This is a genomic window from Methylobacterium sp. ME121 (assembly GCF_000974725.1).
Lineage (GTDB): Bacteria > Pseudomonadota > Alphaproteobacteria > Rhizobiales > Beijerinckiaceae > Methylobacterium > Methylobacterium radiotolerans.
Genome location: NZ_BBUX01000001.1, coordinates 405,978 through 429,301, shown reverse-complemented (window position 1 = coordinate 429,301; position 23,324 = coordinate 405,978). Strand labels below are relative to the sequence as shown.

Annotated in this window: 18 protein-coding genes; 6 read left to right on the top strand and 12 right to left on the bottom strand. The window is 69.0% G+C overall.

The features are described from left to right. Window positions 1-6: 6 nt before the first annotated feature. The 3 genes from ME121_RS33145 to ME121_RS01875 all read right to left on the bottom strand — a co-directional run bounded on the left by ME121_RS33145 (window position 7) and on the right by ME121_RS01875 (window position 1,186). A complete protein-coding gene (locus ME121_RS33145; protein WP_179239930.1) occupies window positions 7-153 on the bottom strand; it encodes a hypothetical protein in 147 nt (48 codons plus the stop codon). A 324-nt stretch (window positions 154-477) separates the two neighbouring features. Further along, entirely contained in the window at window positions 478-618 is a 141-nt protein-coding gene (locus ME121_RS33140) for a hypothetical protein (protein WP_012317235.1), read from the bottom strand. 358 nt (window positions 619-976) lie between these two features. Beyond that, window positions 977-1,186: a hypothetical protein gene (locus tag ME121_RS01875; protein ID WP_024827804.1), complete on the bottom strand. Its 210-nt coding sequence runs from the start codon at window positions 1,184-1,186 to the stop codon at window positions 977-979. Window positions 1,187-1,477: 291 nt separating this feature from the next. Between ME121_RS01875 and ME121_RS01870 the strand changes: the two genes are divergently transcribed. The 4 genes from ME121_RS01870 to ME121_RS01855 all read left to right on the top strand — a co-directional run bounded on the left by ME121_RS01870 (window position 1,478) and on the right by ME121_RS01855 (window position 6,480). Then, window positions 1,478-4,402 (top strand): response regulator, encoded by a 2,925-nt coding sequence (locus tag ME121_RS01870; protein ID WP_059408233.1) that lies wholly within the window; start codon window positions 1,478-1,480, stop codon window positions 4,400-4,402. Between the two features lie 49 nt (window positions 4,403-4,451). Next, window positions 4,452-4,811: a response regulator gene (locus ME121_RS01865; protein ID WP_024827802.1), complete on the top strand. Its 360-nt coding sequence runs from the start codon at window positions 4,452-4,454 to the stop codon at window positions 4,809-4,811. 33 nt (window positions 4,812-4,844) lie between these two features. After that, window positions 4,845-5,900: an adenylate/guanylate cyclase domain-containing protein gene (locus ME121_RS01860; RefSeq protein ID WP_012317239.1), complete on the top strand. Its 1,056-nt coding sequence runs from the start codon at window positions 4,845-4,847 to the stop codon at window positions 5,898-5,900. A 97-nt stretch (window positions 5,901-5,997) separates the two neighbouring features. Next, window positions 5,998-6,480 carry a DUF1203 domain-containing protein gene (locus ME121_RS01855; RefSeq protein WP_059408232.1) on the top strand — a complete coding sequence of 161 codons (483 nt, stop codon included), beginning with the start codon at window positions 5,998-6,000 and terminating at the stop codon, window positions 6,478-6,480. A gap of 45 nt (window positions 6,481-6,525) precedes the next feature. Here the strand turns inward: ME121_RS01855 and ME121_RS33135 are convergent, their stop codons facing one another. The 5 genes from ME121_RS33135 to ME121_RS01835 all read right to left on the bottom strand — a co-directional run bounded on the left by ME121_RS33135 (window position 6,526) and on the right by ME121_RS01835 (window position 13,094). Beyond that, on the bottom strand, window positions 6,526-7,560 hold the full coding sequence (locus ME121_RS33135) for a putative bifunctional diguanylate cyclase/phosphodiesterase (RefSeq protein ID WP_491892818.1): 1,035 nt from the start codon (window positions 7,558-7,560) through the stop codon (window positions 6,526-6,528). Further along, window positions 7,547-9,388 (bottom strand): diguanylate cyclase domain-containing protein, encoded by a 1,842-nt coding sequence (locus tag ME121_RS33130; protein WP_491892817.1) that lies wholly within the window; start codon window positions 9,386-9,388, stop codon window positions 7,547-7,549. Before ME121_RS33130 ends, ME121_RS33135 begins: the two co-directional genes overlap by 14 nt. Continuing rightward, on the bottom strand, window positions 9,385-10,194 hold the full coding sequence (locus ME121_RS01845) for a PstS family phosphate ABC transporter substrate-binding protein (protein WP_024827800.1): 810 nt from the start codon (window positions 10,192-10,194) through the stop codon (window positions 9,385-9,387). The genes ME121_RS33130 and ME121_RS01845 overlap by 4 nt, the downstream gene beginning before the upstream one ends. 75 nt (window positions 10,195-10,269) lie before the next feature. Continuing rightward, the gene (locus ME121_RS01840) at window positions 10,270-11,307 is read right to left on the bottom strand and encodes a 2Fe-2S iron-sulfur cluster-binding protein (protein ID WP_029358298.1); all 1,038 of its coding nucleotides are present in this window, start codon (window positions 11,305-11,307) and stop codon (window positions 10,270-10,272) included. 14 nt (window positions 11,308-11,321) lie between these two features. Next, window positions 11,322-13,094 carry an ethylbenzene dehydrogenase-related protein gene (locus ME121_RS01835; protein WP_012317244.1) on the bottom strand — a complete coding sequence of 591 codons (1,773 nt, stop codon included), beginning with the start codon at window positions 13,092-13,094 and terminating at the stop codon, window positions 11,322-11,324. Between the two features lie 792 nt (window positions 13,095-13,886). On the opposite strand from ME121_RS01835, the gene ME121_RS01830 reads away from it, so the two are divergent. Together ME121_RS01830 and ME121_RS01825 are read left to right on the top strand one after the other, a co-directional pair. Further along, window positions 13,887-15,485 (top strand): porin, encoded by a 1,599-nt coding sequence (locus ME121_RS01830; protein ID WP_024827797.1) that lies wholly within the window; start codon window positions 13,887-13,889, stop codon window positions 15,483-15,485. 565 nt (window positions 15,486-16,050) lie between these two features. Next, the gene (locus ME121_RS01825; RefSeq protein ID WP_012317246.1) at window positions 16,051-16,344 is read left to right on the top strand and encodes a hypothetical protein; all 294 of its coding nucleotides are present in this window, start codon (window positions 16,051-16,053) and stop codon (window positions 16,342-16,344) included. Window positions 16,345-16,407: 63 nt separating this feature from the next. Here the strand turns inward: ME121_RS01825 and ME121_RS01820 are convergent, their stop codons facing one another. The 4 genes from ME121_RS01820 to ME121_RS01805 all read right to left on the bottom strand — a co-directional run bounded on the left by ME121_RS01820 (window position 16,408) and on the right by ME121_RS01805 (window position 23,285). Continuing rightward, complete coding sequence (locus tag ME121_RS01820; RefSeq protein WP_059408231.1) at window positions 16,408-17,793, bottom strand: sensor histidine kinase; 1,386 nt, start codon at window positions 17,791-17,793, stop codon at window positions 16,408-16,410. Further along, window positions 17,780-18,460 carry a response regulator transcription factor gene (locus ME121_RS01815; protein ID WP_043072972.1) on the bottom strand — a complete coding sequence of 227 codons (681 nt, stop codon included), beginning with the start codon at window positions 18,458-18,460 and terminating at the stop codon, window positions 17,780-17,782. The genes ME121_RS01820 and ME121_RS01815 overlap by 14 nt, the downstream gene beginning before the upstream one ends. Before the next feature lie 176 nt (window positions 18,461-18,636). After that, the gene (locus tag ME121_RS01810; RefSeq protein ID WP_059408230.1) at window positions 18,637-20,022 is read right to left on the bottom strand and encodes an efflux RND transporter periplasmic adaptor subunit; all 1,386 of its coding nucleotides are present in this window, start codon (window positions 20,020-20,022) and stop codon (window positions 18,637-18,639) included. After that, a complete protein-coding gene (locus tag ME121_RS01805; protein WP_059408229.1) occupies window positions 20,022-23,285 on the bottom strand; it encodes an efflux RND transporter permease subunit in 3,264 nt (1,087 codons plus the stop codon). Before ME121_RS01805 ends, ME121_RS01810 begins: the two co-directional genes overlap by 1 nt. Window positions 23,286-23,324 lie beyond the last annotated feature (39 nt).

The following is a 23,324-nucleotide window of genomic DNA, read 5'->3' as shown; positions in this document are numbered from 1 at the left end:
CCTCTCTCACAGCCGGTCGCAGGCGGCCGCGTAGCCGGCCGCCGCGACGAAGAAGGCGAGCCCTCCGGCCAGGAAGACGATGTCGAGCATGGAGGTCAGGTCCGGTTCGGCGGACCGGCCGCGGAGGCTCCGCGGCCGGGCTTGGCCGACCATCAGTCTCGCCGGGAACCGCGTTAGGGTTCGAGCGAGGACCGAGCCGGAACATATAAGGGTCGCGTTAGGATCGGGTGCGTCGGCCGAAGCTCGCCTGGAGGCCCGCGCAGGCTGCCGGAACGGTCAGCCAAGCCGCGCCCGGGCAGAGGGCGCGCCACCGGGCGCGGTCCAGGCGGATCACCCCGGCCTCTCGGCCGAGGATCCCGCCGTAACCGAGGCCGCAGACGCCGCAGCGTCCGGCGAGCGGCTCGATGGGGCAGGGCGAGGGTGACGCGTCGGCCGGCGACGCAGCGGCGCCGCGACAGGCGGGAGAGACTCCGGCGCTCACCGGACCTGCAGGGGTTCGAAGAGGTTCAGTGCGAGCAGCGCGAGGGACACGGCGGACCACCCGCCGAGCGCGACCACCATCAGCGCGAAGACGTGGTCGGCCCTGCACTCGGCGAGGATGTGGCGGACGATTCGCATGCGGAGGCTCCATCCGGGCTGTTGCCCGATGGCGTGACCACGTCCGCATCGGCCGTGAGGGACCAAGACGCGTGCGAGGCGTCCGGCATAGGGATGTCATCAGGACCGGGCGGCGGCGCGTCCGCAAGGCCCAGGAAGCTCGGGTCGAGCTCGTGCAGGAAGCAGGGCGGCGAGCTGTAGGCGCCGAAGTCCGGCTCGTCGCGGCTCGGCGACGCGGGGACACCCTCGGGCGCGCGGGTCGGGTCTGACGGCATGACGCGGTCCCTCCGGAAGCGTCCTGTCCGCGGCCGGCCGTCAGGCCGGGCGCCGCGTCGGACGCCGGATGTCGGACCCGGCCGCGACGCGGCCGGGCGCGGTTCTAGACCGTCGCGGCTTCTGGCTGCTCGGTCGAGTTGAACACGACCTCGCCGGTCCGCTCGCAGACCACGCTGACCGAGGTCGCCCCGTTCTCGCGCTGCTGCACGGGGAGCTGCGCGAGCGCGTAGGCCGTCGCCGCCTCGAGATCGCACGGCCACAGTTTGGTGAAGCTCTCGCGCTTCCCGCGGCGAAAAGTGATTTTGTAAGCCATCGTTTCCTCCGTTTTCACGGAAGATACACCTTCTCGGCGTGCCGCCACGTCGCGCCGAGACATGGCACCGATGCGTTTCGGGCGGGAACGGCGGCGACATACGGGTAGATCGGTCAGAAACGGTCAACCCGTGACTGGAGCGGGACAGCAGTCTCCGTACAGCTTGATCCGCAAAATAGACCATGCGACGGTGCCGAATAATGAATTGCGCAGCCTCGGGCATCGCGCAGATCAGGCCTTCTAGGGCAGGGCGTCACGCCATGGCGCATCGGTGTCGGAGTGGTTCGAGTCATGTCCCACACGCCGGCCGGGTCACTTGACGGAGCGGGCCGGGCCGCGGACGCCGCCCCGGTCCGGAACGCCGGGCCGCTCGACGAGGTCGGGGTCGCCAAGCAGAAGCTCATCGAGGCGATCGAGTGCAGCTCCGAGGGCTTCGCACTGTTCGATTCGGACGATCGCCTCGTCATATGCAACGGGCACTTCCAAGATCTCCATCCCGGCCTGTCGACGATCATCGTGCCGGGCGTAGCTTTCGAGGCCATCGCCCGCGCCGTCGCCGAGACCTGCGTCGTTCGCCCGAACGGCATGACCGTCGAGGGCTGGCTTGCCGAGCGGATCGCCCACTACCGCGCGCCGGGAGGCCCGCTTCTCCAGCAGCGCGTCGACGGCCGCTGGGTCCAGGTCAACGAGCGCAAGACCAACGACGGCGGCGTCGTCGCCGTCTACACCGACGTGACCGAGATCAAGCGCGCCGAGCAGGTGCTCCAAGCGACGCAGGGGCGGCTGACCTACCTGCTCACCGCGTCCCCGTCGATGATCTGCAGCTTCGAGGTCGGCGGCAGGAACGCGCCGACCTTCATCAGCGAGAACGTGCGCGATCTCCTGGGCTACGAGCCGGGCGATTACCTGGCCGGGCCGGAATTCTGGCTGGAGCGGCTTCATCCCGACGACCGCGACCGCGTGCTCGCCGAGTTCCCGCGCCTGCTCGCCGACGGGCACAACGTCATCGAGTACCGGTTCCAGCACGCGAACGGCACCTATCGCTGGGTCCGGGACGAGCAGCGCCTCCTGCGGGATTTGGGCGGACAGCCCGTCGAGGTGGTCGAGTCCTGGAGCGACATCACCGAGCGCAAAGAAGCCGAGCTGGCGCTGCAGAAGCAGACCGCCTTCGTCGAGCTGCTCCAGGCCGCCGCCGCGGCCGCCAACGAGGCGCCGACGGTCGAGGACGCCCTGCGCTTCTGCCTCGAGCGCGTCGCGCAGCACGCCGGCTGGCCTGTCGGTCACGCCCATATCCTGGCCCGGGACGGGACGCGGACGCTGCTCCCGACCGGCATCTGGCACTGCGATCCCGGCGCGGATGTCGCGCGATTCCAGGCCGCCACGGCCGCCACGTTGCTGGCCGCCGGATCGGGCCTGGCCGGCCGCGTTCTCGTCTCGGGCGCGCCGGAATGGAGCGTCGGGGACCCGACGCTGGCCGCGGACCCGCGCGCGCCGGCGGCGGTCGAGCACGGCATCCGGGCGGGATTCGGCTTTCCGGTGACGGTGGGGCGCGACGTCGTCGCGGTGCTGGAGTTCTTCGCCCGCGACGCGTCCCCGCCGGACGCCTCGCTGCTCCGGGTCATGAGCAACATCGGCGCGCAGCTCGGCCGCGTGATCGAGCGCAAGCAGGCCGAGGAGAGCCTGCGTCAGGCGAAGGAGGCGGCCGAGGAGGCGAGCCGCGCCAAGAGCAGCTTTCTCGCCAACATGAGCCACGAGTTGCGGACCCCGCTCAACGCGATCATCGGCTTCACCCGGCTGGTGATGCGGCGGGCGAAGGATGTCCTGCCGGTCAAGCAGTTCGAGAATCTCGAGAAGATCCTGGCGAGTTCCGAGCACCTGCTCTCGCTGATCAACAGTATCCTCGACCTCGCCAAGGTCGAGGCGGGGCGCATGGAGGTGAAGCCCTCGGACTTCGCCCTGGAGCCGGTCCTCGACCTGTGCCTCCGCACCGTCGAGCCCCTCGTCAAGAACGAGGGCGTGCGCCTCGTCCGGGACGTCCGGGACCCGCCCCCGATGCTGCGCACGGACGAGGAGAAGCTGCGGCAGATCCTGATCAACCTGCTCAGCAACGCCATCAAGTTCACCGAGGCCGGATCGGTCACGCTCCGCGTCCGCTCGGTCGATGAGGGCATCGAGTTCGCCGTGATGGATACCGGCATCGGCATCCCGGCGGGCGCCCTGAGCGCGATCTTCGAGGAGTTCCATCAGGTCGACAACAGCGCGACCCGGTCCCACAGCGGCACCGGGCTCGGGCTCGCGATCAGCCACCGGCTCGCGCGCCTGCTCGGCGGCCGGATCGACGTCGAGAGCCGCGAGGGCGAGGGCTCGACCTTCACCCTCACCATCCCGCCGCGGATCGCCGGCGGCGCCGAGGCGCCGCCCCCGAAGCCGGCGCCCGCCACCGTCACCGCGCCGCGCTCGGGCGCCAAGGTCGTGCTGGCGATCGACGACGATCCCAACGTCGTCTACCTGCTGAAGGAGAATCTCGCCGATGCCGGCTACACGGTCGTCGGCGCGGCGAGCGGCCAGGAAGGTCTGACGAAGGCCCGGGAGCTGCAGCCGCGGGCGATCACACTCGACATCATGATGCCCGGCACCGACGGCTGGCAGGTGCTGCACGCGCTGAAGACCGATCCGCTGACCCGCGACATCCCGGTGGTGCTGATCTCGATCGTCGACCAGAAGGAGCTCGGCTTCCGGCTCGGCGCGACCGACTACATCGTGAAGCCGTTCGAGCGGGAGGCCCTGATCGGCGCCCTCGCGCGGATCGCCCCCGACAACGAGCGCGTCCTCGTGATCGACGACGATCCGAACGTGCCCGACCTCGTGCGCCAGCTGCTCGACTCGGAGCACTGCACCGTCGACTGGGTGGCCGACGGCGCGGCTGGCCTGGAGCGCATCGCGCAGGCCCGGCCGAGCGTCATCCTCCTCGACCTGCTCATGCCGCGGATGGACGGCCTAGCCTTCCTGGATGCCCTGCAGGCGGACCCCGCCGCCCGATCGATCCCTGTCGTGGTCCTGACCGCCGCGTCGCTTGATTCAGCCGATCGCGGCATGCTGCGGGAGCGTGTGCTCGGGCTGATCGACAAGGGCGGGCTCGACCGCGCCGCCCTGATTCGCGAGGTCCGCCGCGTGCTGCCGGTCCTGGAGACTGAGACCGCCGACGGTGGCCGATGAGGCTCGGGACAACCTGGGCGCGGCGGCCCGCAACGCCCGGGACCGGCCCATGAAGCGGATTCTCATCGTCGAGGACGTCGCGCTCAACCGCGATCTGCTGACCCAGTTGCTCGAGGACGAGTACGAGATCCTGATCGCCGTCGACGGGGCCGACGGCGTGGACATGGCGATCGCGCACCGGCCGGATCTCATCCTCATGGACCTGTCGCTGCCGCTCGTCGACGGCTGGGAGGCGACGCGCCGCATCAAGGCGAACGCGACCACCTCCGCCATTCCGGTGATGGCGATCACCGCCAACGCGATGTCCGGCGACGAGGACCGCGCGCGGGCTGCCGGCTGCGACGACTTCATGACCAAGCCCGTCGACGAGGACCTCCTCTTCGCCAAGCTGCAGCACTGGCTCGGCTGAGCGCGGCCGTCGCACGCCAGGAAGGGAGGACCCGTGGAGCCAGCCCGCATCCTCATCGTCGACGACGAGCCGTTCAACCTCGACCTGCTGGAGCAGGAGCTGGAGCTCCTCGGACATACCAGCGTGCGGGCCGCGAACGGGCGGGCAGCCCTCGACCGGCTGAGCGAGGAGCCGTTCGACCTCGTCCTGCTCGACGTGATGATGCCGGCCCTGGACGGCTACGCCGTGCTCGAGCGCATGAAAGCCCACGAGGCTTGGCGCCACACGCCCGTCGTGATGATCTCCGCCCTGATGGAGATCGGCAGCATTGTCCGGTGCATCGAGCTCGGCGCGTTCGACTACCTGCCGAAGCCCTTCGAGCCGGTGATCCTGGAGGCCCGCATCCGATCCTGCCTGGAGCGGAAGCGGGCGCATGACCGTGAAGTCGCGCATCTGCGGACCATCGAGCGCGAGCGCAAGCGCGCCGACGAGCTGCTCCACGCCATCCTGCCGGTCTCGGCGGTGGCGGAGCTGATGGAGACCGGGCAGGTCAAGCCGCGGCTGTTCGACGACGTCGCGGTCCTGTTCATCGACCTCGTCGGCTTCACCACGTGGTGCCACGACCAGGGCCCGGACGTCGTCGTCGCGGAGATCCAGCGCCTGGCGGAAGCCTTCGAAGTGGTCGCGCAGGCGCGGGGCCTGGAGAACATCAAGACGATCGGCGACGCCTTCATGGCCACGGCCAACCTGCTGCGGCCCCACGACGACCCGGTCTCCGCCGCCATCCGCTGCGCCGCCGACATGGTGGCGATCGCCGCGGCGGGCGAGCCGGGCTGGCGGATCCGCGGCGGCATCCACATCGGGCCGGTGGTCGGCGGTATCGTCGGCCGGACGAAGTTCACCTTCGACCTGTGGGGCGACACCGTGAACGTCGCCGCGCGCCTCGCCGGCCTCGGCGACGGGTGCGCGCTGCACCTGTCGCGCGAGGCCTTCGACCGATTGGCCGATCCGCGCGACGTCCGGCCGATCGGCGCCGTGACGCTGAAGGGCAAGGGCGCGGTCGACGTGTACTGCCACGCCCTCGCGGCCGGCGACGCGGACCCGGCCTGAGACGGCCTCGGCGGCCACGAAGCGTTCCGGATTGCGCAGCAAGAAGCGGGATGCGGCGCGCCGGGGCGGGGCCTAGGGCCCGTCCCGGAGGTGCACCATGACCCGTTTTCGATGCGTTCCAATCCCGACGGAGACCGCCGATCGCTTCCGCAGCGCCGGCCTGGACGACCGGGGCAACCCGATCCGGCTGGTCGCCGCGACGGCAGACGGAGGCTTTCCGTGCCGCCACTGCCTGCGACTCGGCCAGCCCGGCGAGTCCATGCTGCTCGGATCCTACGATCTGCCGGAGCCCCGCGGCATCTACTGGACTCCGAGCCCGATCTTCCTGCACGCGCGAGACTGCCCGCGCGCCGAGACGGTCGACGAACTCGCGCCGATCGTCCGCGCGAACGCGCTCGTGTCGATCCGCGCCTACGACGCGGAGCATCTCTGTCTCTACGATCTCGGACAGGTCTGTGCCGGGAGCGAGGCCGAAGGTCCGCTCCTCGGCGTCCTCGCCGACCCGCGCACCCGGTTCGTCAACGTCCACACGGCCCGACCCGGGTGCCTGCTCGTGCGCGTGGAGCGCGTGCCCGGCTGACCGCGGTCCTCCGCGCCGTTCCGCGCAAGCCGTGCCGGCGCCCCATCAGGCCGCGACGTGGAGATGCTGCTGCGCTGTGATGAAGGCGGCCACGCCGGCAGCCGGGATCGGCTTGCTCAGCAGGTAGCCCTGGACCTCCGAGAAGCCGCTCGCTCGCAGCCGGGCCAACTGCTCGGGGGTCTCGACACCCTCGGCCGTCGTCGTGATCTTCAGGCTGCGGCCGAGTTCGGCCACGACGTGGACGATGGCCGCGGCCTCGTCCTTCTCGAGCAGGTTCCGGACGAAGGACTGGTCCAGCTTGATCTTGTCGAAGCGGAATGTGTTCAGCGAGCTGAGGGACGAGTAGCCGGTCCCGAAATCGTCCATCGAGAACCGCACGCCGAGGCGGCGCAGGCGGCTCAGCATGTCGAAACTCGCCTGATCCTGGCTCAGGATCACCGACTCGGTGATCTCCAGCTCGAGCCTGTGGCTCGGCAGCCGGGTCTTGCGCAGGACCTCCTCGACGAAGCGGTCGAGATTGCCCTCCCGGAACTGGATCGGCGAGATGTTGACGGCCACCCGCAGGGAGCCGGGCCACGTCATGGCATCCGCGCAGGCCCGCTCGAGCACGTAGGCGCCGAGGGCGTCGATCAGCCCCGTCGCCTCGGCGACCGGGATGAACTCGCCGGGCGAGATCATCCCGCGTTCCGGGTGATGCCACCGGGCCAGCGCCTCGAAGCTCGTCACCGCGTTCGTCGCCAGATCGAAGAGCGGTTGATAGTGCAGCTCGATCTGCGCGGTGCCGATCGCCAGCCGCAGCTCTCGTTCCAGCCAGCGCCGCTGGTTCTGGCGCTCCTCCATCTCCTGCTCGAAGACGCGGACGCGCCGACCGCCGTCGGCCTTGGCGGCGTAGAGGGCGACGTCGGCGCGCCGCAGGAGATCGTCGCCGTCGGCATCCTCCGTGCCGGAGACGGCGATGCCGAGGCTCCCGTCCACGGAAACGAACTGGCCAGCGAGGAAGAACGGCCGCCTGAGCTGGGTCAGGATCTGCTCGGCGAGGACGAGGACTCCGTCCGGCAGATCCGCCTCACAGAGGACCATCGCGAACTCGTCGCCGCCAAGGCGCGCCACCGGTGCCGCCGGGCGGGCACAGGGCGGTGAGGCGACGCCCGACCTGCCGGAGAAGCTCGTCGCCGGCCGGATGCCCGAGGGTGTCGTTGATGCCCTTGAAGTCGTCGAGGTCGAGGCAGATCACCGTCACTGCCCGGCCGCCGCCCGCATGGTCCGCGAAGGCGGCCGCCAGACGCTCGGCCAGCAGGGCCCGGTTCGACAGGCCGGTCAGCGCGTCGTGGGTCGCGAGATGCGCGATCCGCGCCTGCGCGGTGACGCTCGCGGTGACGTCCTCGTGGGTCTCCACCCAGCCGCCATCGGCCATCGGCTCGACCGTGATCTCGACGCAGCGGCCGTCGGCGAGCGTCCGGGTGAGGGTCCGGCGGCTCGGCCCGCTCTCCGCGTCCGGCCAGTCCGCGAGACCGGCGAGCCGGCGAACCTCTGCCTGCGCCGGTTCGGTATCGAGCGCGCCCGGGGCGATGCCGTAGATCCGGCAGAACTGGGCATTGTAGACCTTGAGCCGGCCGTGACCCCCGAACATGCACAGGCCCTGGGACATGTTGTTCAGGGCCGCGTCGAACCGCTCGTTCTGCTCCTGGAGCTGCCGCTCGCGCTCCGTCAGGATCGTGTTCTGCCGGAACACGTCGTCGCGCAGCTGATCGCGCTCAGAGAGGGAGTGCTCGAGCACGACGACGGCGCGCGCGATATCGCCGACCTCGTCGGCGCGATCGGTATCCGGCACGCTCACGTGCCAGTTGCCGCGCGCGACCTCGGAGACCGTCTGGGTGATGCGCACCAGGGGTCGGGTGATCCGGCTCGACAGGAAGAGCAGGACGACCGCGACCAGGCACAGGGTCAGACCCGCCACGACGCTGAGCGTCCGCAGGAGCGAGCGCGAGCTCTCCTCGCCGATGCCCACGACCTTGCCGGTGAGCTGCTGCAGCTCCTTGAGCGGCGCCGCGACGCAGAGGCGAATGTCGGCAGGCTGGGCGATGCAGCGCGCCACCTTCTCGGCCCCCACCACGGCGTGAAGCTCAGCACCCGACGCGGGTCCGAGCTGGGCGTGGGAGACCTCCGCGCCCGCCGAGGAGAGCAGACTCTGGCCGGAGAGGATGAGGACGTCGCGTCCGCTGAGCGACGCGAAGGCCGTCAGGGTCGGCTCGTGCGGACGCAGGACCCGGTATCCGACGAGGCCGCCGATCACCTCGCCGAAATCGTCGAAGAGCGGCTGGCCGAAGATGTCGGCGACCGTGCCGCTCTCGTTCGCGGCGAGCGCGCGCGCCAGCGCGTCGTCCCAGCGCAGCGACAGCACGAACCCGTCCGCGCGCTCCCTATCGTTGCGGGCGAGCACCGCCCGGAGGGCCGTCGCGACGGGTGACGTCCCGAACGCCCCGTTGGCGGCGAGGAGATCCGCGTCGACGCGGTCGGCCGTCAGAGCGCGGAGATTGAGGTCGAAGGCGATGGCACCGTCGAGGTCCGCAAGCGCCAGCGCCGGCCGGAGCAGCTCCGAGGCCGCCACCGTGTTGCCGGAGAAGACCGCCTTGGCGACGTCCCAGCGCTTGGCCATGGTGGCGAAGCGCCGCTCGACGTCCTCGCGCTGCATCTGGAGCCGGGCGGCGGCGAGCTTGGCGTCGCTAAACAGGCGGTCGGAGAGCTGCGCCTCGGACCAAGTCGAGACCTCTCGCTCTTGCTCGCGGAGCGTCTGCCCGGAGCGCAGGACCACCAGGAAGACCAGGGCCGCCAGCGCGACCGCGGCCGTGGAGAGCGTCGCGCCGACGAGGCGCGCGCGCAGGGAACGCGAGAAGACGGTGCCCGTCACGGCCTGAGCGGGGCGCCGCCCCGCTCCGCCATGACCTGACCCGCGCGATCGGACGTCGCGAAGGCGAGGAACGCGGATGCCGCGGCGTCGCGCGTGGCGGCCTTGTAGATCAGCGCGAGGGTCACGGCGCTCGGATAGGCCGGATCGCGCGGCGCCCTACCGTCGATCGTCAGCACTGTCAGATCGCCCGCGAGCGCCGGGGAGTACGGACCGAAGCCGATCGCGCCGGGCGTCTCGCGCACCGTGGCGATCGCGTCCTGGGTCGTGGTCGCGGTCTTGGAGCGGCTGGTCAGGACGAGGTCGCGCCAGCCCGGCATGGTCGCCCGAAGCACCGACAGCGTGCTGTCCGTCTCCTCGCGGCGGACGACGCGGATCTTGAGATCGGGTCCGCCGAGGGCGCTCCAATTGTCGGTCGTGCCCGCGAAGATGGCCGCGACCTGCGCGCTCGTCAGGTTCGTGACGCCGGCGCCCCGGTGGACGAAGATGGCCGAGGGGATGCGGGCGAGCGGCACCTCTACCAGGCCCTGGGCCTTCTCGGCCTCGGTGAGCGGGCGCGCCACCCGTCCGAGCCGCTGGCGCTCGCCGCCCACGGCCGCGACGGCGCCGCCGGAGCCGATGCTCGGAGGAACCGAGACGCGGGCGTCGCCGCCCTCGGCATTGTAGGCGGCCGCGACCGCCTGGAGCATCTCGATCCCGTCACCCGTGCCGACGATCGGGAGATCGTCCGCCCGGACGCCGCCCGACTGGGCGAGGAGGATGATTCCACCCGCGATGACGCGCCGAAGATTCGAGAATGACAGTGCCATGACCGGATAATGCGCCTTGAGTGCTTAACTCGAGGTCACCGGATACCGTACATTGAAGGTGTGGTTGACGATCTGCTAGGCGACGGGCTCCGTTTTAGCGGTCCGATGGCCCGCCACGCGCTGCAGGAAGCGCTGCAGGAAATTCGTGTCGGACGGCGGGTTCTCCTCCGCGCCGCGCGCGGCCGCGTAGAAGGGATCGGCGTAGCAGGTCGCACCGGTGGCCGCGGCCAGGAATTGGACCGCTGCGACCATCTCCGGGGCGCCGGCCGCGAGGACGATGTCGTCCCGCGTGAGCATCGGCATGTGGAGGGTCGGTCGCCCCGCCCGGGCATCCGGAGGTGGGTTACTGCCGCTGCAGGTCAGGATCGTCGTTGCCCCGCGCTCGCGCAGCCAGTCGAGCGCCGGGCGCATGTAGAGGTTCTGCGGGTGCCGCGCGCCGGCCACGACGAGCAGCTCGCGCTCCGGCTCGCGCAGCCGGCTCGCGCGTGCGACCGCCCAGGCCGGCGCCCAACCGACGCCGGACGAGACGACGACGAGGCGACCGCGTCCGAGCCGGTGGAAGGCGGCCCCGAACGGACCCTCGACCTTCACCGCCGTTCCCGGTCCGACCTTGTTGCCGAGCAGCGGCGAGACCGCGCCGTCGGGCTGCCGGCGGATCTGGAAGATCAACTCGTTCAGTTCGCCCGATCCATCCGAGCGCAGGGTCGGGCTGTAGTCCCGTGCCGGCAGCCCGGCGAAGGAGACCCGGACATACTGGCCCGGCAGGTAGATCAGCCGCTTGCGCAGCGCGACCGTGACTTCGACGATCTCGGCGGTGAGATCGACCACGCGGTCCACAGTGCCGGCGCGCCGGACGGTCTCGGGAACCTCGTCGAACTCGATGACCGTGTCGCTGGTCAGGCGCGCCCGGCAGGCCTGCACGGTCTCGCCGATGCGCGTCCCCGCATCGTCCACCGAGCCCGAATGGATCCGGACGCGGCAGGTGTCGCACTGACCGGTGGCGCAGTCGTGCGGGATCGCGCGTCCGGCCGCCAGACCCGCGTCGAGCAGGGTCTGTCCCGCGACGGCGCTGACGCGCCGTCCGTTGATGATGAGGTCGACGCGATCGGCCATGGCGCGCTCCCGCCTCAGCGCAACAGGACTTCGACCGGCCGCATGTGCCGCGTGTGGCGGGTCTGCGTGTGATCGAAGGCCGAGACGTACAGGTAGAAGGTGTTGCCGGGCAGGAAATCGACGTCGTACTTGCTGCCGGTCGCGATCTTGCGGGAGGCGACCAGGGTCCAGTGGTCGTCGGCCCAGTCGGCTGCCGCCGAGATCCCGGCGCGATCCCCCGTATAGCCGTCGGTCATGAGGACGCCCGGCATGACGGTCCCGACCGGGATCTCCGCGTCTGCGGCCGCTGTGTACGGCACCGTGTCGGTCTTCTCGACCATCCACCATTCCGAGCCCGGCGAGGTGCTGGCGTCGAAGGCGAGATCCACGGTGCCGAGCTTGGCCACCGTCGCGCGCCAGTCCTTGGGAAGCCGCAGCGGCTCGACCGCGCCCGCGTAACCGCCGGGACCCTCGAACTTGAAGTTGTAGCGGTACGCGCTGGTGCCGGGATCGCCCCAGTAGCCGGCCTGATAGCGGCCCTTCACGGCCCGCTCGGCGGCGGTCGGCTCGGTGGGCGGCCCGATATGCATGTCCTCGACGACGCCGAGCATGCCGCCCCGGGCCGCCTTCCACTGCCACATGTCGATGTAGCTGCCGTCCGTGGTGTAGTGGTAGCCGCGGCCGTTGAGCGGGGCGGGGGCGTCGGGCAGGGGCCGGGCGCCGAGATGGGTCGACCCGCCGCTGCCGAAGGCGTCGGATCGCGAGAAGATCACCGCCAGCTTGTCCTCGTAGTAGGCGGTCACGTCCGCGCGCGCGGCGTCCGCGTCGAGGAGGTGCCAGCCGTCCGCCTTCTTGATCATCGGGACGCGCTTCAGTGAGCGCGACGGATCCCACCAGCGGAAGGCGAAGTACACGTTCGCGTCGTCGCGGACCGCGCGGATCTCGACGGTCGTCTCGCCGGTCCCGCCGAAATTGGCGCCCTGCATCGTCCGGACCGAGACCGGCCGCGCCGTGCGCCAGACCGGGTCTTCGAGGAGCTTGGACAGGTCCGGTCCGGCCGACACCTTGTCGACGACGAGTGTGGAGCGGCCCTTCACGTCCGCGAAGGCCAGGCCGCCGACGACGGGGAGACCGATCACGGCGGCCGCCAGGAGCGGCCGCCGCCGCCGCGCCGCGCCGTCCGCCAGGGCCGCGGGACGGAACAACCGCAGGAGCTGCCAGAGCCCGCCGTACATGAAGTGCGCGAGGGTATGGACCGCGATGTAGGCCAGGGCCACCAGCGCGCAGGTGGCGTGCAGCCACACCACCCAGCCGCCGTAGCCCAGGTAGAGCGCGACCCCTGTGCCTGTCAGGATGAGCGTGACCGCGTAGATCAGCCAGTGCAGCGCGACGTTGATGCCGCCCCACCGGGCCTTCCGGGCCGCCTTCGTCCGCCCGCTGACGCGGAGGGCGCGGAGCCGCGAGAGGCCGTTGCGGTCGGTGAGACGCCCGCGCACGAGGTAGACGAGATAGGCCGTGATGCCGAAGAACAGGGTCAGGCCGGCCACGAAATGGACGGTCCAGACCTCTCCCTGCGGGAGCATCGGCGCCAGGAACTTCGCGGTCCGCGCCACGGGCGCGTCGGCCGAGATGCGCAGGCCGGTGAGCAGGCTCGCCACCATGGCGATAGCGACGATCCAGTGGATGACGATCGTCCCGACATCGGAGCGAGGATGCCGGTCGGCCCGCGCGGCGGGCGTGCTGCGCCAACCGGAGGCGGCGTCGGGTCCGCCGGGCGGGTGCGGCGAGAGGGTCAGCGGTTCCGACATTCGTTTCTCCGCACCGTCGCCGCAAATTGGACTCGCTACGTTAGAACTTTGTAAATCACGATGACGGCTCGCGGATATAGCCGAGCTTTGCAATCTTGAACTCTTGAGGAACATGCTTAACGGGCGCGATCGTCCGCGCGCGTCGGGCGGGCCCGCGGCGTTGCCGCCCCGCCGCAGCGCCGGCAGGACAAGGCGCGCCGACGGCGCACATCGTCAGACGAGGCCGATAGGCCTCGCTATCCGCGCGATAGCGGACCCGTACGCGGCAGCGGCCTCTTCTTCGTGGCCGTTTCGGAACGCGTTCTCCGAGGCCGCCCCCAACTCTGTCGTCGGATCAGTTGTCCCCTGATGGGTGGCGGACGGTCGCTCGCCGCTGCCCGCAACGGGCAGCGCGGCGGGTCTCGGTCCGCGCCACTTCAACATCGAGATCTGAACACGATCCGGCCCGCGAGGTCCTCTTGTAGGGCGGCTCCTCTCGTGCGGCCCGACCCGTTCCGCCAATCCGACGCGGCCGCGATGGCCGAAATGCGCCGAACGCGCGCTCACCTTCTCGCGATCGCTTAAGATACCGAAACAAATTTCATGAAGTCAATTCTCGTTGAATTATAGAAGTGCAATTTATTTGTAAAATGAATCCTTGACGGATACGGTCAAGCTGTCTCTCGATAGAGCGGCCAATTCTCTAAACCACTGCGACGTCGCATCGTGTCGGCACCCGAACACGTGCGTGAACGCGGATTGTTGGGTTGACGCCTGCAGTGGCACGTCCACGGCGTCGGATGCGGGGTTATGATGACCAGAATCAAGGCGCTGCTACTGGGCTGCTCGGCCCTGATGATCCCGATCGGCGGTGCGTACGCCGCCGATCTCCCGACATTCAAGGCGGCGCCGGTCGAGTTCGTACGCGTCTGCAACGCCTATGGCGCCGGATTCTTCTACATCCCAGGGACCGATACCTGCATCCGGCTGTCCGGAAGAGCGCGGTATGACTTCCTGTATCAGACCAGCAAGGTTCGTACGGGCGGCGGCGGCGACCTCACCGGCTATCTCGGCCTGATGCGGTTGAATCTCGATTCGCGGACCCAGACCGATTACGGAACCCTGCGCGCGTTCCTGCGCATCGACGTCGCCAACCGCAGCGGGCCGTTCCTGACCTCGGGATCCCGGCAGCGCGAGAGCTTGGCCATTGCGGGCCTCGGCGCCGACGCCTTCGGCCGCACACAGACCTACGTCAATGCCGACAAGGCCTTCATCCAGTTCGCCGGACTCACCGCAGGCCGTGCGTCCTCGTTCTTCGACTTCTACGCGCACGATTTCGAGCTGATCGGCGGTACAGCCGGCTCCGATACGTTCAGCACGAACCTGCTCGCCTACTCGGCAGTCTTCGGAAACGGCATCACGCTGACCGCCTCGATGGAGGACCCGACCTACCGGCGCTTTCCGATCTTCGGCACGGGCTCGGCGGTCGGTGCGTTCACGGCGGGCGGCGGGTTTGCCGGCTACAGCAACGCTTTCAACCCGTTCACCCCGTCGACCTGGCTCGCGCCGATCGTCGTCGGTGCGGGCAACGTCGCCTTCGTCGATGTCACGCAGAAGAGCCGCATGCCGGACTTCATCGGCGTGGCCCGCATCGACCAAGCCTGGGGCTCGGCACAGCTTTCCGCCGCCGTTCACGAGATCAATGCCGGCGACGCCGGCAGCACGGTCGCGGGCATTACCACCGCGACGGCCGGTCTTGGCATCTCGCCCACGGGACGCGCCTCCAACGCCTACGGCTGGGCAGTTCAGGGCGGCCTGAAGGTCAACCTGCCGTTCATCGCGACGGGCGACACGCTCTACCTGCAGGGCGCCTACGGGCAGGGTGCCATCGCCTACACGGGCATCTCGAACTACACGGCGCCGTACGACGCTCTCGGTGCGGCGCCGGTCGGCGGTGGCTCGTTCGCGCAATACTATGCGGACGCGGTGCTGAACCCGACGACCGGTCGACTCGAGCTATCGACCTCGTTCTCCGCCGTGGCGTCCCTGCTCCACTACTGGTCGCCCGCTTGGCGATCTGCCTTCTTCGGCAGCTACGCGCAGATCGACTACAACTCCAAAGGCCGCAACGCGCTGGGTCTGCTGGGCTTCGGCTTCGCCCCGGCAGGGGCCAGCGCGTCCAACGCCTTGGCCTTCGCCACGAGCCCCATCCTGCGGGGCAACAACCAGATGATCACCGGCGCCAGCCTGATCTGGACCCCGGTGAAGGACCTCGATATCGGCGTCGAGGGCGAGTACATCCGCACGGCGCTGAATAGCGGCGTCACGCCGGACATCTCGAAGAACGCGCTGCGCTACGTCAATTCGCAGGACGCGGCCCAATTCCGGTTCCGCGTGCAGCGAGATTTCTGAACCGATGTGAAGCTTCATTACAAACGCACGATCTAATCTTGAGCCCGACCGCGAGGTCGGGCTTTTATCATTGGCTGCGGACATACATCGTTGAATGAATTCGAATACATTAAACAAATAAAAGATCTTTTGCTTGCGCATCGCGCGGAATCATCTACAACGAGAGCAGCTCTTCAGCGGCCTGCTTCGCCGCCGAGCGAGCGGATGCTATGGTTTCAGACTGGCTGGCCCGGGTACCAGGGCAGGGCCCGTCTGACCCAGAGCTTCAGACCCATAAGACTTCGCCGACCGGGCAACCGGTCGGCTTTTTCATGTCCGCTGCACGCTCCCGCCATGCGCGGCAGTCCGCGAGACTCGAGCGGCGCAGCCCCGCACGCGGTCGCGGTGGTCGCGATCCAGGCGGATCTGTGCCACTGCACCCGGGAAACAAAAATATTTGTAATATTGAAAACTACCCAAAGAGCAGAAGAATTATTATTCAATAATATATAGAGTTTAAACCAGTCATGCGGCATCTTGCAGGCACGTCGCCGTTGGGCGACAGCTCAAGAAGCGGGAGAACATCATGAAGAACATCGTCCTGGCCTGCTCGATGGGCGCAGTGCTGGTCGCGGGTCCTGCCTTCGCTCAGGACGCGGGCGCGGCGATCGATCCGAGCCTCATCATCCGGACGAACGGCAGCGGCCTCGACCCGTGGTCCGCGTCCGAGGGCAACGACAAGGCGGGCGGCATGTGGGAAGGCGCGACCGGCTACAGCGCCGCGGTCCAGCGGCCCAGCGCGATCGAGACCGTCCCGGCCAATCGGCAGTGGAGCCGCCTCAACAGCCGCGAGCGTCGGCGCGGTCAGCCGTCCTACTGAGACCCCTCCGAGGCCATGCGCCCGGCCGATCCCGCGGGACGGGATCGGCCGGGCGCGACGGCGTCAGTGGGACGCGGCGGGCAGGAGATCGACGGACGGATCAGTCCCGACCGTGTGGGTCCAGCTGAGGGTCACGCGGCAGCCGGTCCCGTCGGAGGCGATGTCGAAGGCGGCGCTGTGCAGCCGCGCGATGGAGTCGACCAGGCTCAGGCCGATCCCGAAGCCGCTCTTGTCGGTCTTCAGCGCCCCGCGGCGGTACCGGGCGCGAACGGCACTCAGCTCCTCGGCCGGGATGCCGCAGCCCGTGTCCGTGACCTGGATTCCCAGCGGGTTCCGGATCAGCGCGACCGTCACCTCTCCTCCGGCCGGCGTGAACTTCAGGGCATTGTCGATCAGGTTGCTCACCGCCTCGAAGATCAGGCTGCGGTCGCCCTCGATCGCACAGGTGTCTTCCGGGCGGTCCCAGAGGAGTTCGATGCCGCGCTCGCTGGCGAGGGGTTCGTAATACTCCACCGCGTCCTCGAGCAGCCGACCGAGATCGACCTGCGTGAAGCCCGACCGGCGCAGACGGTCTTCCATTTCGGAGATGCGCAAGAGGGCCGAGAACCGGACGACGATGGTCTTGACCTCGGCGAGGACGTCCTCGTTGAAGGTGCGAAAGGCCTCCACGCTGTCGGCCTTGCGGAGCGAGCGCTCCAGCGTGCCGACCACCCGGGTCAGCGGCGTGCGCAGGTCGTGGGCGATGTTCTCGTTAACGCCCTTGATCTCCAGCATCAGCCGCTCGAGCTGATCCAGCATGTCGTTGACGACGCGGGTCAGGTGGGCGAGGTCGGCCGAGACGCCGCGCGTCGGCAGGCGCTCGCTCAGGTCGCCGCGCATGATGCGCTCTACCGCCTTGGTGATCGCATCGTTCTGCCGCAGTGAGCCGGCGCCGAAGACCACGGCACCGATCAGGCCGATGACGATGGTGGCGGCCATCCCCCAGACGAAGGTCTCGACCAGCGCCTTCTCGAGAGCCTGAAGATCCTGGGCCGAGCGGCTGACCAGGACGTATTCGCCGCTCGGGAGCTCGGTGAGCTGGCTGAACAGCGTGCGGCTGCGGTGGTCCACCGGCTGCAACAGGATGAACGGCCTCCCGATCGGCGCCTGATCGGGAAAGTCGATCGGCGCGCCCGCCCGGCGCACGTGGTCTGGCCCGAACAGGACGAGCGGTCGGCCGCCTTCGGCGAAATCCTCGGAGGCGTCGATGCGCTCGCGCAGCGCCCGCGGCGACAGGCTCAGGAGGTGCTTCGACTCCCACCCGACCCACTCGAACGCGGCCTTGCGGCCGTAGCTGCGCGTGTCGACGTACAGGAAGCCCGACAGCGCGAGCGACGCGGTCCCGAAGGTCGCGAAGAACAGGCAGGCGACCCGGAAGCCGCTGGTGCGCCGGATCTCAAGAAGGCGCACGGAGAATGAAGCCGGTGTTGCGCACCGTGTGGATCCGCGGATTCAGCCCGTCGGGATCCAGCTTCTTGCGGATCTTGCCGATATGGACGTCGATGACGCTGGACTGGTGGTTGAAGCTGTAGCCCCAGACGGATTCGAAGATCATCTTCCGGCTGACCAGCGTGCCGGCGTTCTGCATCAGAAACTCGATGATCGCGAACTCCTTGGGCAGGAGCTCGATCTCGCGCCCCGCGCAGTAGAGGACGCGCTCGATCAGGTCCAGGCGGAGATCGCCGACCACCAGCTCGTTCACCGCCTCGGCCGCCATCTTGCGCCGGGCGAGCGCGTCGACGCGCGCCGTCAGCTCGATGAACTCGAACGGCTTGGCGAGGTAGTCGTCGCCGCCGGCGCGCAGCCCGTCGACGCGCTCGTTGACGGCCGAAAGGGCGCTGAGAATCAGGACCGGCGTCGAGACCTTGGCGGCGCGCAGCTCGGTGAGCAGCGACAGGCCGTCGATCTCCGGGAGCATCCGATCGAGCACGATCACGTCAAAGTTACCGCCGAGGGCCTTGCGTAGTCCGATGCTGCCGCTCGGCGCTTCGTCTACCTGAAATCCGTATTCCGCGAGGGCCGACCCGATCTCGGCGGCGACCCGCCGGTCGTCCTCGACTACCAATACGTTGGCCATTCGTTTTTCCTTCTTATTTTGTATTCGCCGGCCCTGTCTGGTCTCCTGCGGCTCGGAGGGAGGAGTGGATTTATCCTCTTCAGTCCCGGAGTCAAATGGGGTCCGATCGCGGCCGGCGGTCTGCATCATCGGAGCGGCGAAGCTTACGGGAGAGCGGGGGATCTGGACCATGCGCCTCACTCCGCGCTCGCCTGCTCTGAGAGCTTGGCTGTCGGGGTCTGCGAGGCGACGGAACTCCGAGGTATGACGCGGCTGCCGTCCTGGAGGCCGGCGGGCGGGTTGAGGACCACGGTGTCGCCGCTCTCGAGGCCGCTGCGCAATTCGAGGCGCGTGCCGAGATCGCGCGCGATCGTGATCGGGCGCAGCCGGACGGTGCCGTCGGCCCCGACCACGGCGACCCGCGTCCCGTCCGCGTCGAAGATCAGCGCCTCGGACGGCACGATCACGCGCGGATGCGTGCGCGGCACCGCGAAGGTGACGGCGACGTAGAGACCGGGCCGGAGAACCCCGTCCGGGTTGGCGACGTCGACCTCGGTGTCGAGCGTCCGCACCGAGGATCGGAGAGCGACCGAGCTGCGCGACACCGAGCCGGAGAACACGCGGTCCGGGATCTGCGCGACCTGAACGCGCGCCTTCACCCCGTCGCGTATGCCCACGGCGGCCGATTGCGGCACCTGCACCGCGACGCGCAGGACATCGGTGCTGTCGATCGTGAAGAGCGGCGTCCCGGAGCCGGCATCGCCGTGGACGAGGTCGCCGACATCGACTTTGCGGGCGGTCACGATGCCGTCGAACGGCGCGACGACGTTCTCGAATGTGGTCAGCGTGCGGAGCCGGTCGACGGTCGCCTGCTGTGCGGTGATGTTGGCCTCCGCGACCTTCACCTTCGCCTGCGCGGCGGCGAGTGAGGCGGTGGCGGTCAGCATCCCGGCCCGGGTCTGGTCGGCATTCTGCTTCGAGGCCCAGCCTTGCCCGGCCAGGGTCGCGGTGCGGGCATCGGTGACGTTCGCGAGCGTCACGCTGGCCTCGGCCTGCTCCACGTCGGCCCGCGCGACCGCGAGCTGCGCCTCGAACTGGCCGAGTTGGGCCTCGGCCTGCCGGGCCTGCTGATCGAGGTCGGGCGCGGTGATCCGGACCAGGAGATCGCCCTTCTTCACCTGCGACCCGATGTCGACCCGGCGCTCAGCGATGTAGCCGGTGGCGCGGGCGAAGATGTCGGCATGGTCGAAGGCCTCGGTCTGGCCCGGCAGGGTCAGCATCATCGGCCCGTCATCCACCTGCGCCGGCCCGGTGCGGACGTTGGGCACGAAGTTCACGGCCTCCGACTGCGTCACCAGGGAGGCCTGATAGGTTTCCCAGTGGCGCCAGGCGCCGAGCCCGAGGGCGCTTCCGAGCGCCAGGAGCGCCACGAGGAACGGGCGCTTGCGCGGCGGCGGCGGCACGGCGTGGACCAGCACCTCGCCGGCCTGGTCCTGCCGCAGCGGGTCGATCTCGACCGCGTGCCGGTGCGCCCGCGCGGCGGCTTCGGCGCCGCTCCCGGGAGCGTCGTTGAAGTCGGTCATCAATAATCCTCGAGGGGCTTGATCGGGTTGCGGCGGAGCAGGGTGTAGAGAAGGGGGACGAACAGCAGGGTCGAGACGGTGCCCATCCCGATCCCGCCCATCACCGCGCGGGCGAGGGCGGCATTCTGCTCGGCGCCTTCGCCCGCCCCGATCGCCATCGGGATCAGGCCCAGGAACATGGCGGAGGCGGTCATGAGCACCGGCCGGAGGCGGGTGTGGCCGGCCATCAGGGCGGCCTCGCTGGCCGAGCAGCCGGTGGCTTCGCGATGCTCCTTGGCGAAGGTGACGAGCAGGATCGAGTTCGCGCTCGCCACGCCGACCGACATGATCGCGCTGAACAGGGCGGGGATCGAGAACGCCGTGCTGGTGATGAACAGGCTCATCACGATGCCGCAGAAGGCCAGCGGCAGGGCGGCGATGACCACGAAGGGATCGACCCAGGTCTGGTAGTTCAGGACGAGCAGCAGGTAGACCGCGACCAGCGCGATCCCGAGCCCGATCTCGATGCGCGAGAAGGCGCTCTCCATGCTCTCGATCTGGCCGCGCACGAGAATCTTGTCCGGAGCCGGGAGCCGGACCTGCTCCTCGGCGACGATCCGGTCGACGGCATTGCGGACGCTGCCGAGATCGGCGTTCTGGACATTGGCGAGGATGTCGTAGGTCGGCTGCTGATTGACGTGGTTGATCACCGTCTGCTCGGGACGCCGCTGCATCGTGGCGATGTTTGACAGCAGGATCGGGATGCCGGGCCTGTCATGCGCGGTCGCGTGCACGGAGACCGGCGTGTTCATCAGCTGCGCGATGTCGGCGTTGCGCCATTCCGGCGTCTGGACCCAGAGCTGATACGGCATGCCGGACTTGGGATCGGCCCAGAAGTTCGGGCTGACCTGGAAGGAGCCGGAGAGCGAGACGTTGAGGTTCTGCGCGATGGACTGTTCGCTCACGCCCATCTCCGAGGCGAGCCTGCGGTCGACGTTCACGTACATCTGCGGGGCGTCGACGATCTGATGCAGGTGGACGTCGACCGCACCCCGGACCGCCCCGATGCGGCGGACGAGGTCCTGCGCTAGCGCGAGGTCCTCGGCATCGTGACGCCCGGACACCTGCACGTCGATCTGCGCGACCGTCCCGAAATTCAGGATCTGCGTGATGATGTCGGACGGCTGGAAATAGAAGGTATCGTCCGGGAAGGCCTCGTGCAGGATCTGGCGCAGCCGCTTCTCGTAGTAGGAGATCGGTTTGTGCTCGCCCTTCAGGTTGATCAGCATCTGTCCGTCATTGTACGCGACGAAAGAGGCGTCCATGAAGGCGAAATTGTAGTTCGAGGCGGGTAGGCCGATATTGTCCAGGATGAGCCCGAGCTCGTCCTTCGGGACGACCTGTCGGACGACGTCCTCGACCTGCGCGAAGGTCTTCTCCGCCTGCTCGATCCGCTCACCCGGCCGCGTGCGGATGTGCAGGGTCATCTGGCTGGATTCGATCTGCGGGAAGTAGTCCTGCCCGACGAAGGGGAAGATCGCAGCTGTCACCGCGACGACGGCGAGCGCGCCGAACAGCGCGCGGGCGGGATGGCCGAGCACGGCGGAGAGGAGGCCGACATAGCCGGCGTGGAAGCGCGCGAAAGCGCGCTCGAACGCGTTGCGGAAGGCGAGGGCGCCGCGCAGCGGATACCGGAGGATCCAGGCGAGGGGCCGAGTCACGCCGCCGAGAATCCGGCCGAGGACGGAGCGGCGGGGCGACGCCCCTTCGGTCTCAGCGACCGGGCCGCCGTGGTGCCGTGCGTATTCCGGGGCGACGAGGACGTCGATGAGGATCGCCACGAGCGTCCGCGACAGCAGGTAGGAGGTCAGCATCGCGAAGACCACAGCCTCGGCCTGCGGGACGAAGAGGTAGCGGGGCGCGTCGGTGAGGAAGAAGACGGCCGAGAAGGCCGAGCAGATCGCGAGCGTGGAGATCAGGGCCGGCTTGGCGATGCCGGCGACGCCCTCCACCACCGAGCGCCGGAACGAGAAGCCTTCCTCGAACATCCGGTAGGTGTTCTCGATGGCCACCGTCGCGTCGTCCACCAGGATCCCGACGGCCAGGGCGAGGCCTCCCAAGGTCATCACGTTGATGGTCTGGCCCAGGGCGACGAGGATCGACAGGGAGGTCAGGATGCAGAGCGGGATCGAGATCAGCACCACGATGGTCGAGCGCCAGGAGCCCAGGAACAGCAGGATGGCGAGACCGGTGAGCCCTGCCGCGATCACCGCCTCGCGCACCACGTCGGAGATGGCGTCGGAGACGAAGACCGACTGATCGAACAGCGGCGTGATGGTCATACCCTTCGGCGCGGCGGCGTGGATGTCCGGCAGGGCGGCCTTGACAGCGTTGACGACGTCCAGGGTCGAGGCCGCGCCGTTCTTGAGGACCTGCAGCAGGACGGAGTGGTGGCCGTCGGCGCGGACGACGTTGATCTGCGGGGGCGCGCCGTCCCGGACGTGGGCGACATCGCGCAGCAGGACCGGCTGGTTGTTCTCGACCTTGATCGGGATGCGGTTGAGCTGATCGATCAGCTGCGGGCTCGAATTCAGCCGCACCGTGTATTGCTGCGTCCCGATCTTCGCGAGACCCGAGGGAACCACGAGATTCTGCGTGAGGACCGCGTTCAGGACATCGAGCGGTGTCATGCCGATCGCGCGCAGCTTGGCGGGGTCGAGATCGACCATGACCTGACGCGGCGCCCCGCCGTAGGGCGACGGCAGCGTGGAGCCCGGCACCTCGGCGAGCCGCCGGCGGGTCCGGTACTGGGCGTAGTCGAAGACCTCGGTGAGCGGCAGCTTGGAGGACGACAGCGCCATCTGGATGACGGGCACCGAGGACGCGGAGAAGCGCATGATGACCGGGGGCTGCACGCCCGGCGGCATGCGCGAGCGGATCGCGTTCATCGCCGAGTCGACCTGGGTCATCGCCAAGTCGATGCTGACGGCAGAGTCGAAGTAGATCCGCTCGGTGACCGTGCCCTGGATCGACGTCGACTCGATCCGCCGGATGTTGTTCACGTTGCTCGACAGCGAGAACTCGCTGTAGTTCGTGATGCGCTGGACCATGTCGGTCGCGTCGAGACCGTTGTAGGTCCACACCACGACCACCACCGGGATGTCGACGGCGGGCAGCACATCCTTCGGCGCGACGGCGATCGAGCCGAGCCCCGTGAGGAACATGAGGACGGCGAGAACATAGAAGCTCTTGCGAAATTTCAGGGCGAACCGGACGAGTTCCATGAGATCAGTCGGATGTCCTGCCGTGGCCTGGCCTCGTTC

What these genes read in the sequence shown, in the direction of transcription:
- ME121_RS01835 (WP_012317244.1), bottom strand. Translation starts at nt 13,094, where the DNA reads ATGTCGGAACCGCTGACCCTCTCGCCGCACCCGCCCGGCGGACCCGAC.
- ME121_RS01845 (WP_024827800.1), bottom strand. Translation starts at nt 10,194, where the DNA reads ATGGCACTGTCATTCTCGAATCTTCGGCGCGTCATCGCGGGTGGAATC.
- ME121_RS01805 (WP_059408229.1), bottom strand. Translation starts at nt 23,285, where the DNA reads ATGGAACTCGTCCGGTTCGCCCTGAAATTTCGCAAGAGCTTCTATGTT.
- ME121_RS01815 (WP_043072972.1), bottom strand. Translation starts at nt 18,460, where the DNA reads ATGGCCAACGTATTGGTAGTCGAGGACGACCGGCGGGTCGCCGCCGAG.
- ME121_RS01825 (WP_012317246.1), top strand. Translation starts at nt 16,051, where the DNA reads ATGAAGAACATCGTCCTGGCCTGCTCGATGGGCGCAGTGCTGGTCGCG.
- ME121_RS33145 (WP_179239930.1), bottom strand. Translation starts at nt 153, where the DNA reads ATGGTCGGCCAAGCCCGGCCGCGGAGCCTCCGCGGCCGGTCCGCCGAA.
- ME121_RS01855 (WP_059408232.1), top strand. Translation starts at nt 5,998, where the DNA reads ATGACCCGTTTTCGATGCGTTCCAATCCCGACGGAGACCGCCGATCGC.
- ME121_RS01830 (WP_024827797.1), top strand. Translation starts at nt 13,887, where the DNA reads ATGACCAGAATCAAGGCGCTGCTACTGGGCTGCTCGGCCCTGATGATC.
- ME121_RS33140 (WP_012317235.1), bottom strand. Translation starts at nt 618, where the DNA reads ATGCGAATCGTCCGCCACATCCTCGCCGAGTGCAGGGCCGACCACGTC.
- ME121_RS01870 (WP_059408233.1), top strand. Translation starts at nt 1,478, where the DNA reads ATGTCCCACACGCCGGCCGGGTCACTTGACGGAGCGGGCCGGGCCGCG.
- ME121_RS33135 (WP_491892818.1), bottom strand. Translation starts at nt 7,560, where the DNA reads ATGGTCCTCTGTGAGGCGGATCTGCCGGACGGAGTCCTCGTCCTCGCC.
- ME121_RS01865 (WP_024827802.1), top strand. Translation starts at nt 4,452, where the DNA reads ATGAAGCGGATTCTCATCGTCGAGGACGTCGCGCTCAACCGCGATCTG.
- ME121_RS01840 (WP_029358298.1), bottom strand. Translation starts at nt 11,307, where the DNA reads ATGGCCGATCGCGTCGACCTCATCATCAACGGACGGCGCGTCAGCGCC.
- ME121_RS01810 (WP_059408230.1), bottom strand. Translation starts at nt 20,022, where the DNA reads ATGACCGACTTCAACGACGCTCCCGGGAGCGGCGCCGAAGCCGCCGCG.
- ME121_RS01875 (WP_024827804.1), bottom strand. Translation starts at nt 1,186, where the DNA reads ATGGCTTACAAAATCACTTTTCGCCGCGGGAAGCGCGAGAGCTTCACC.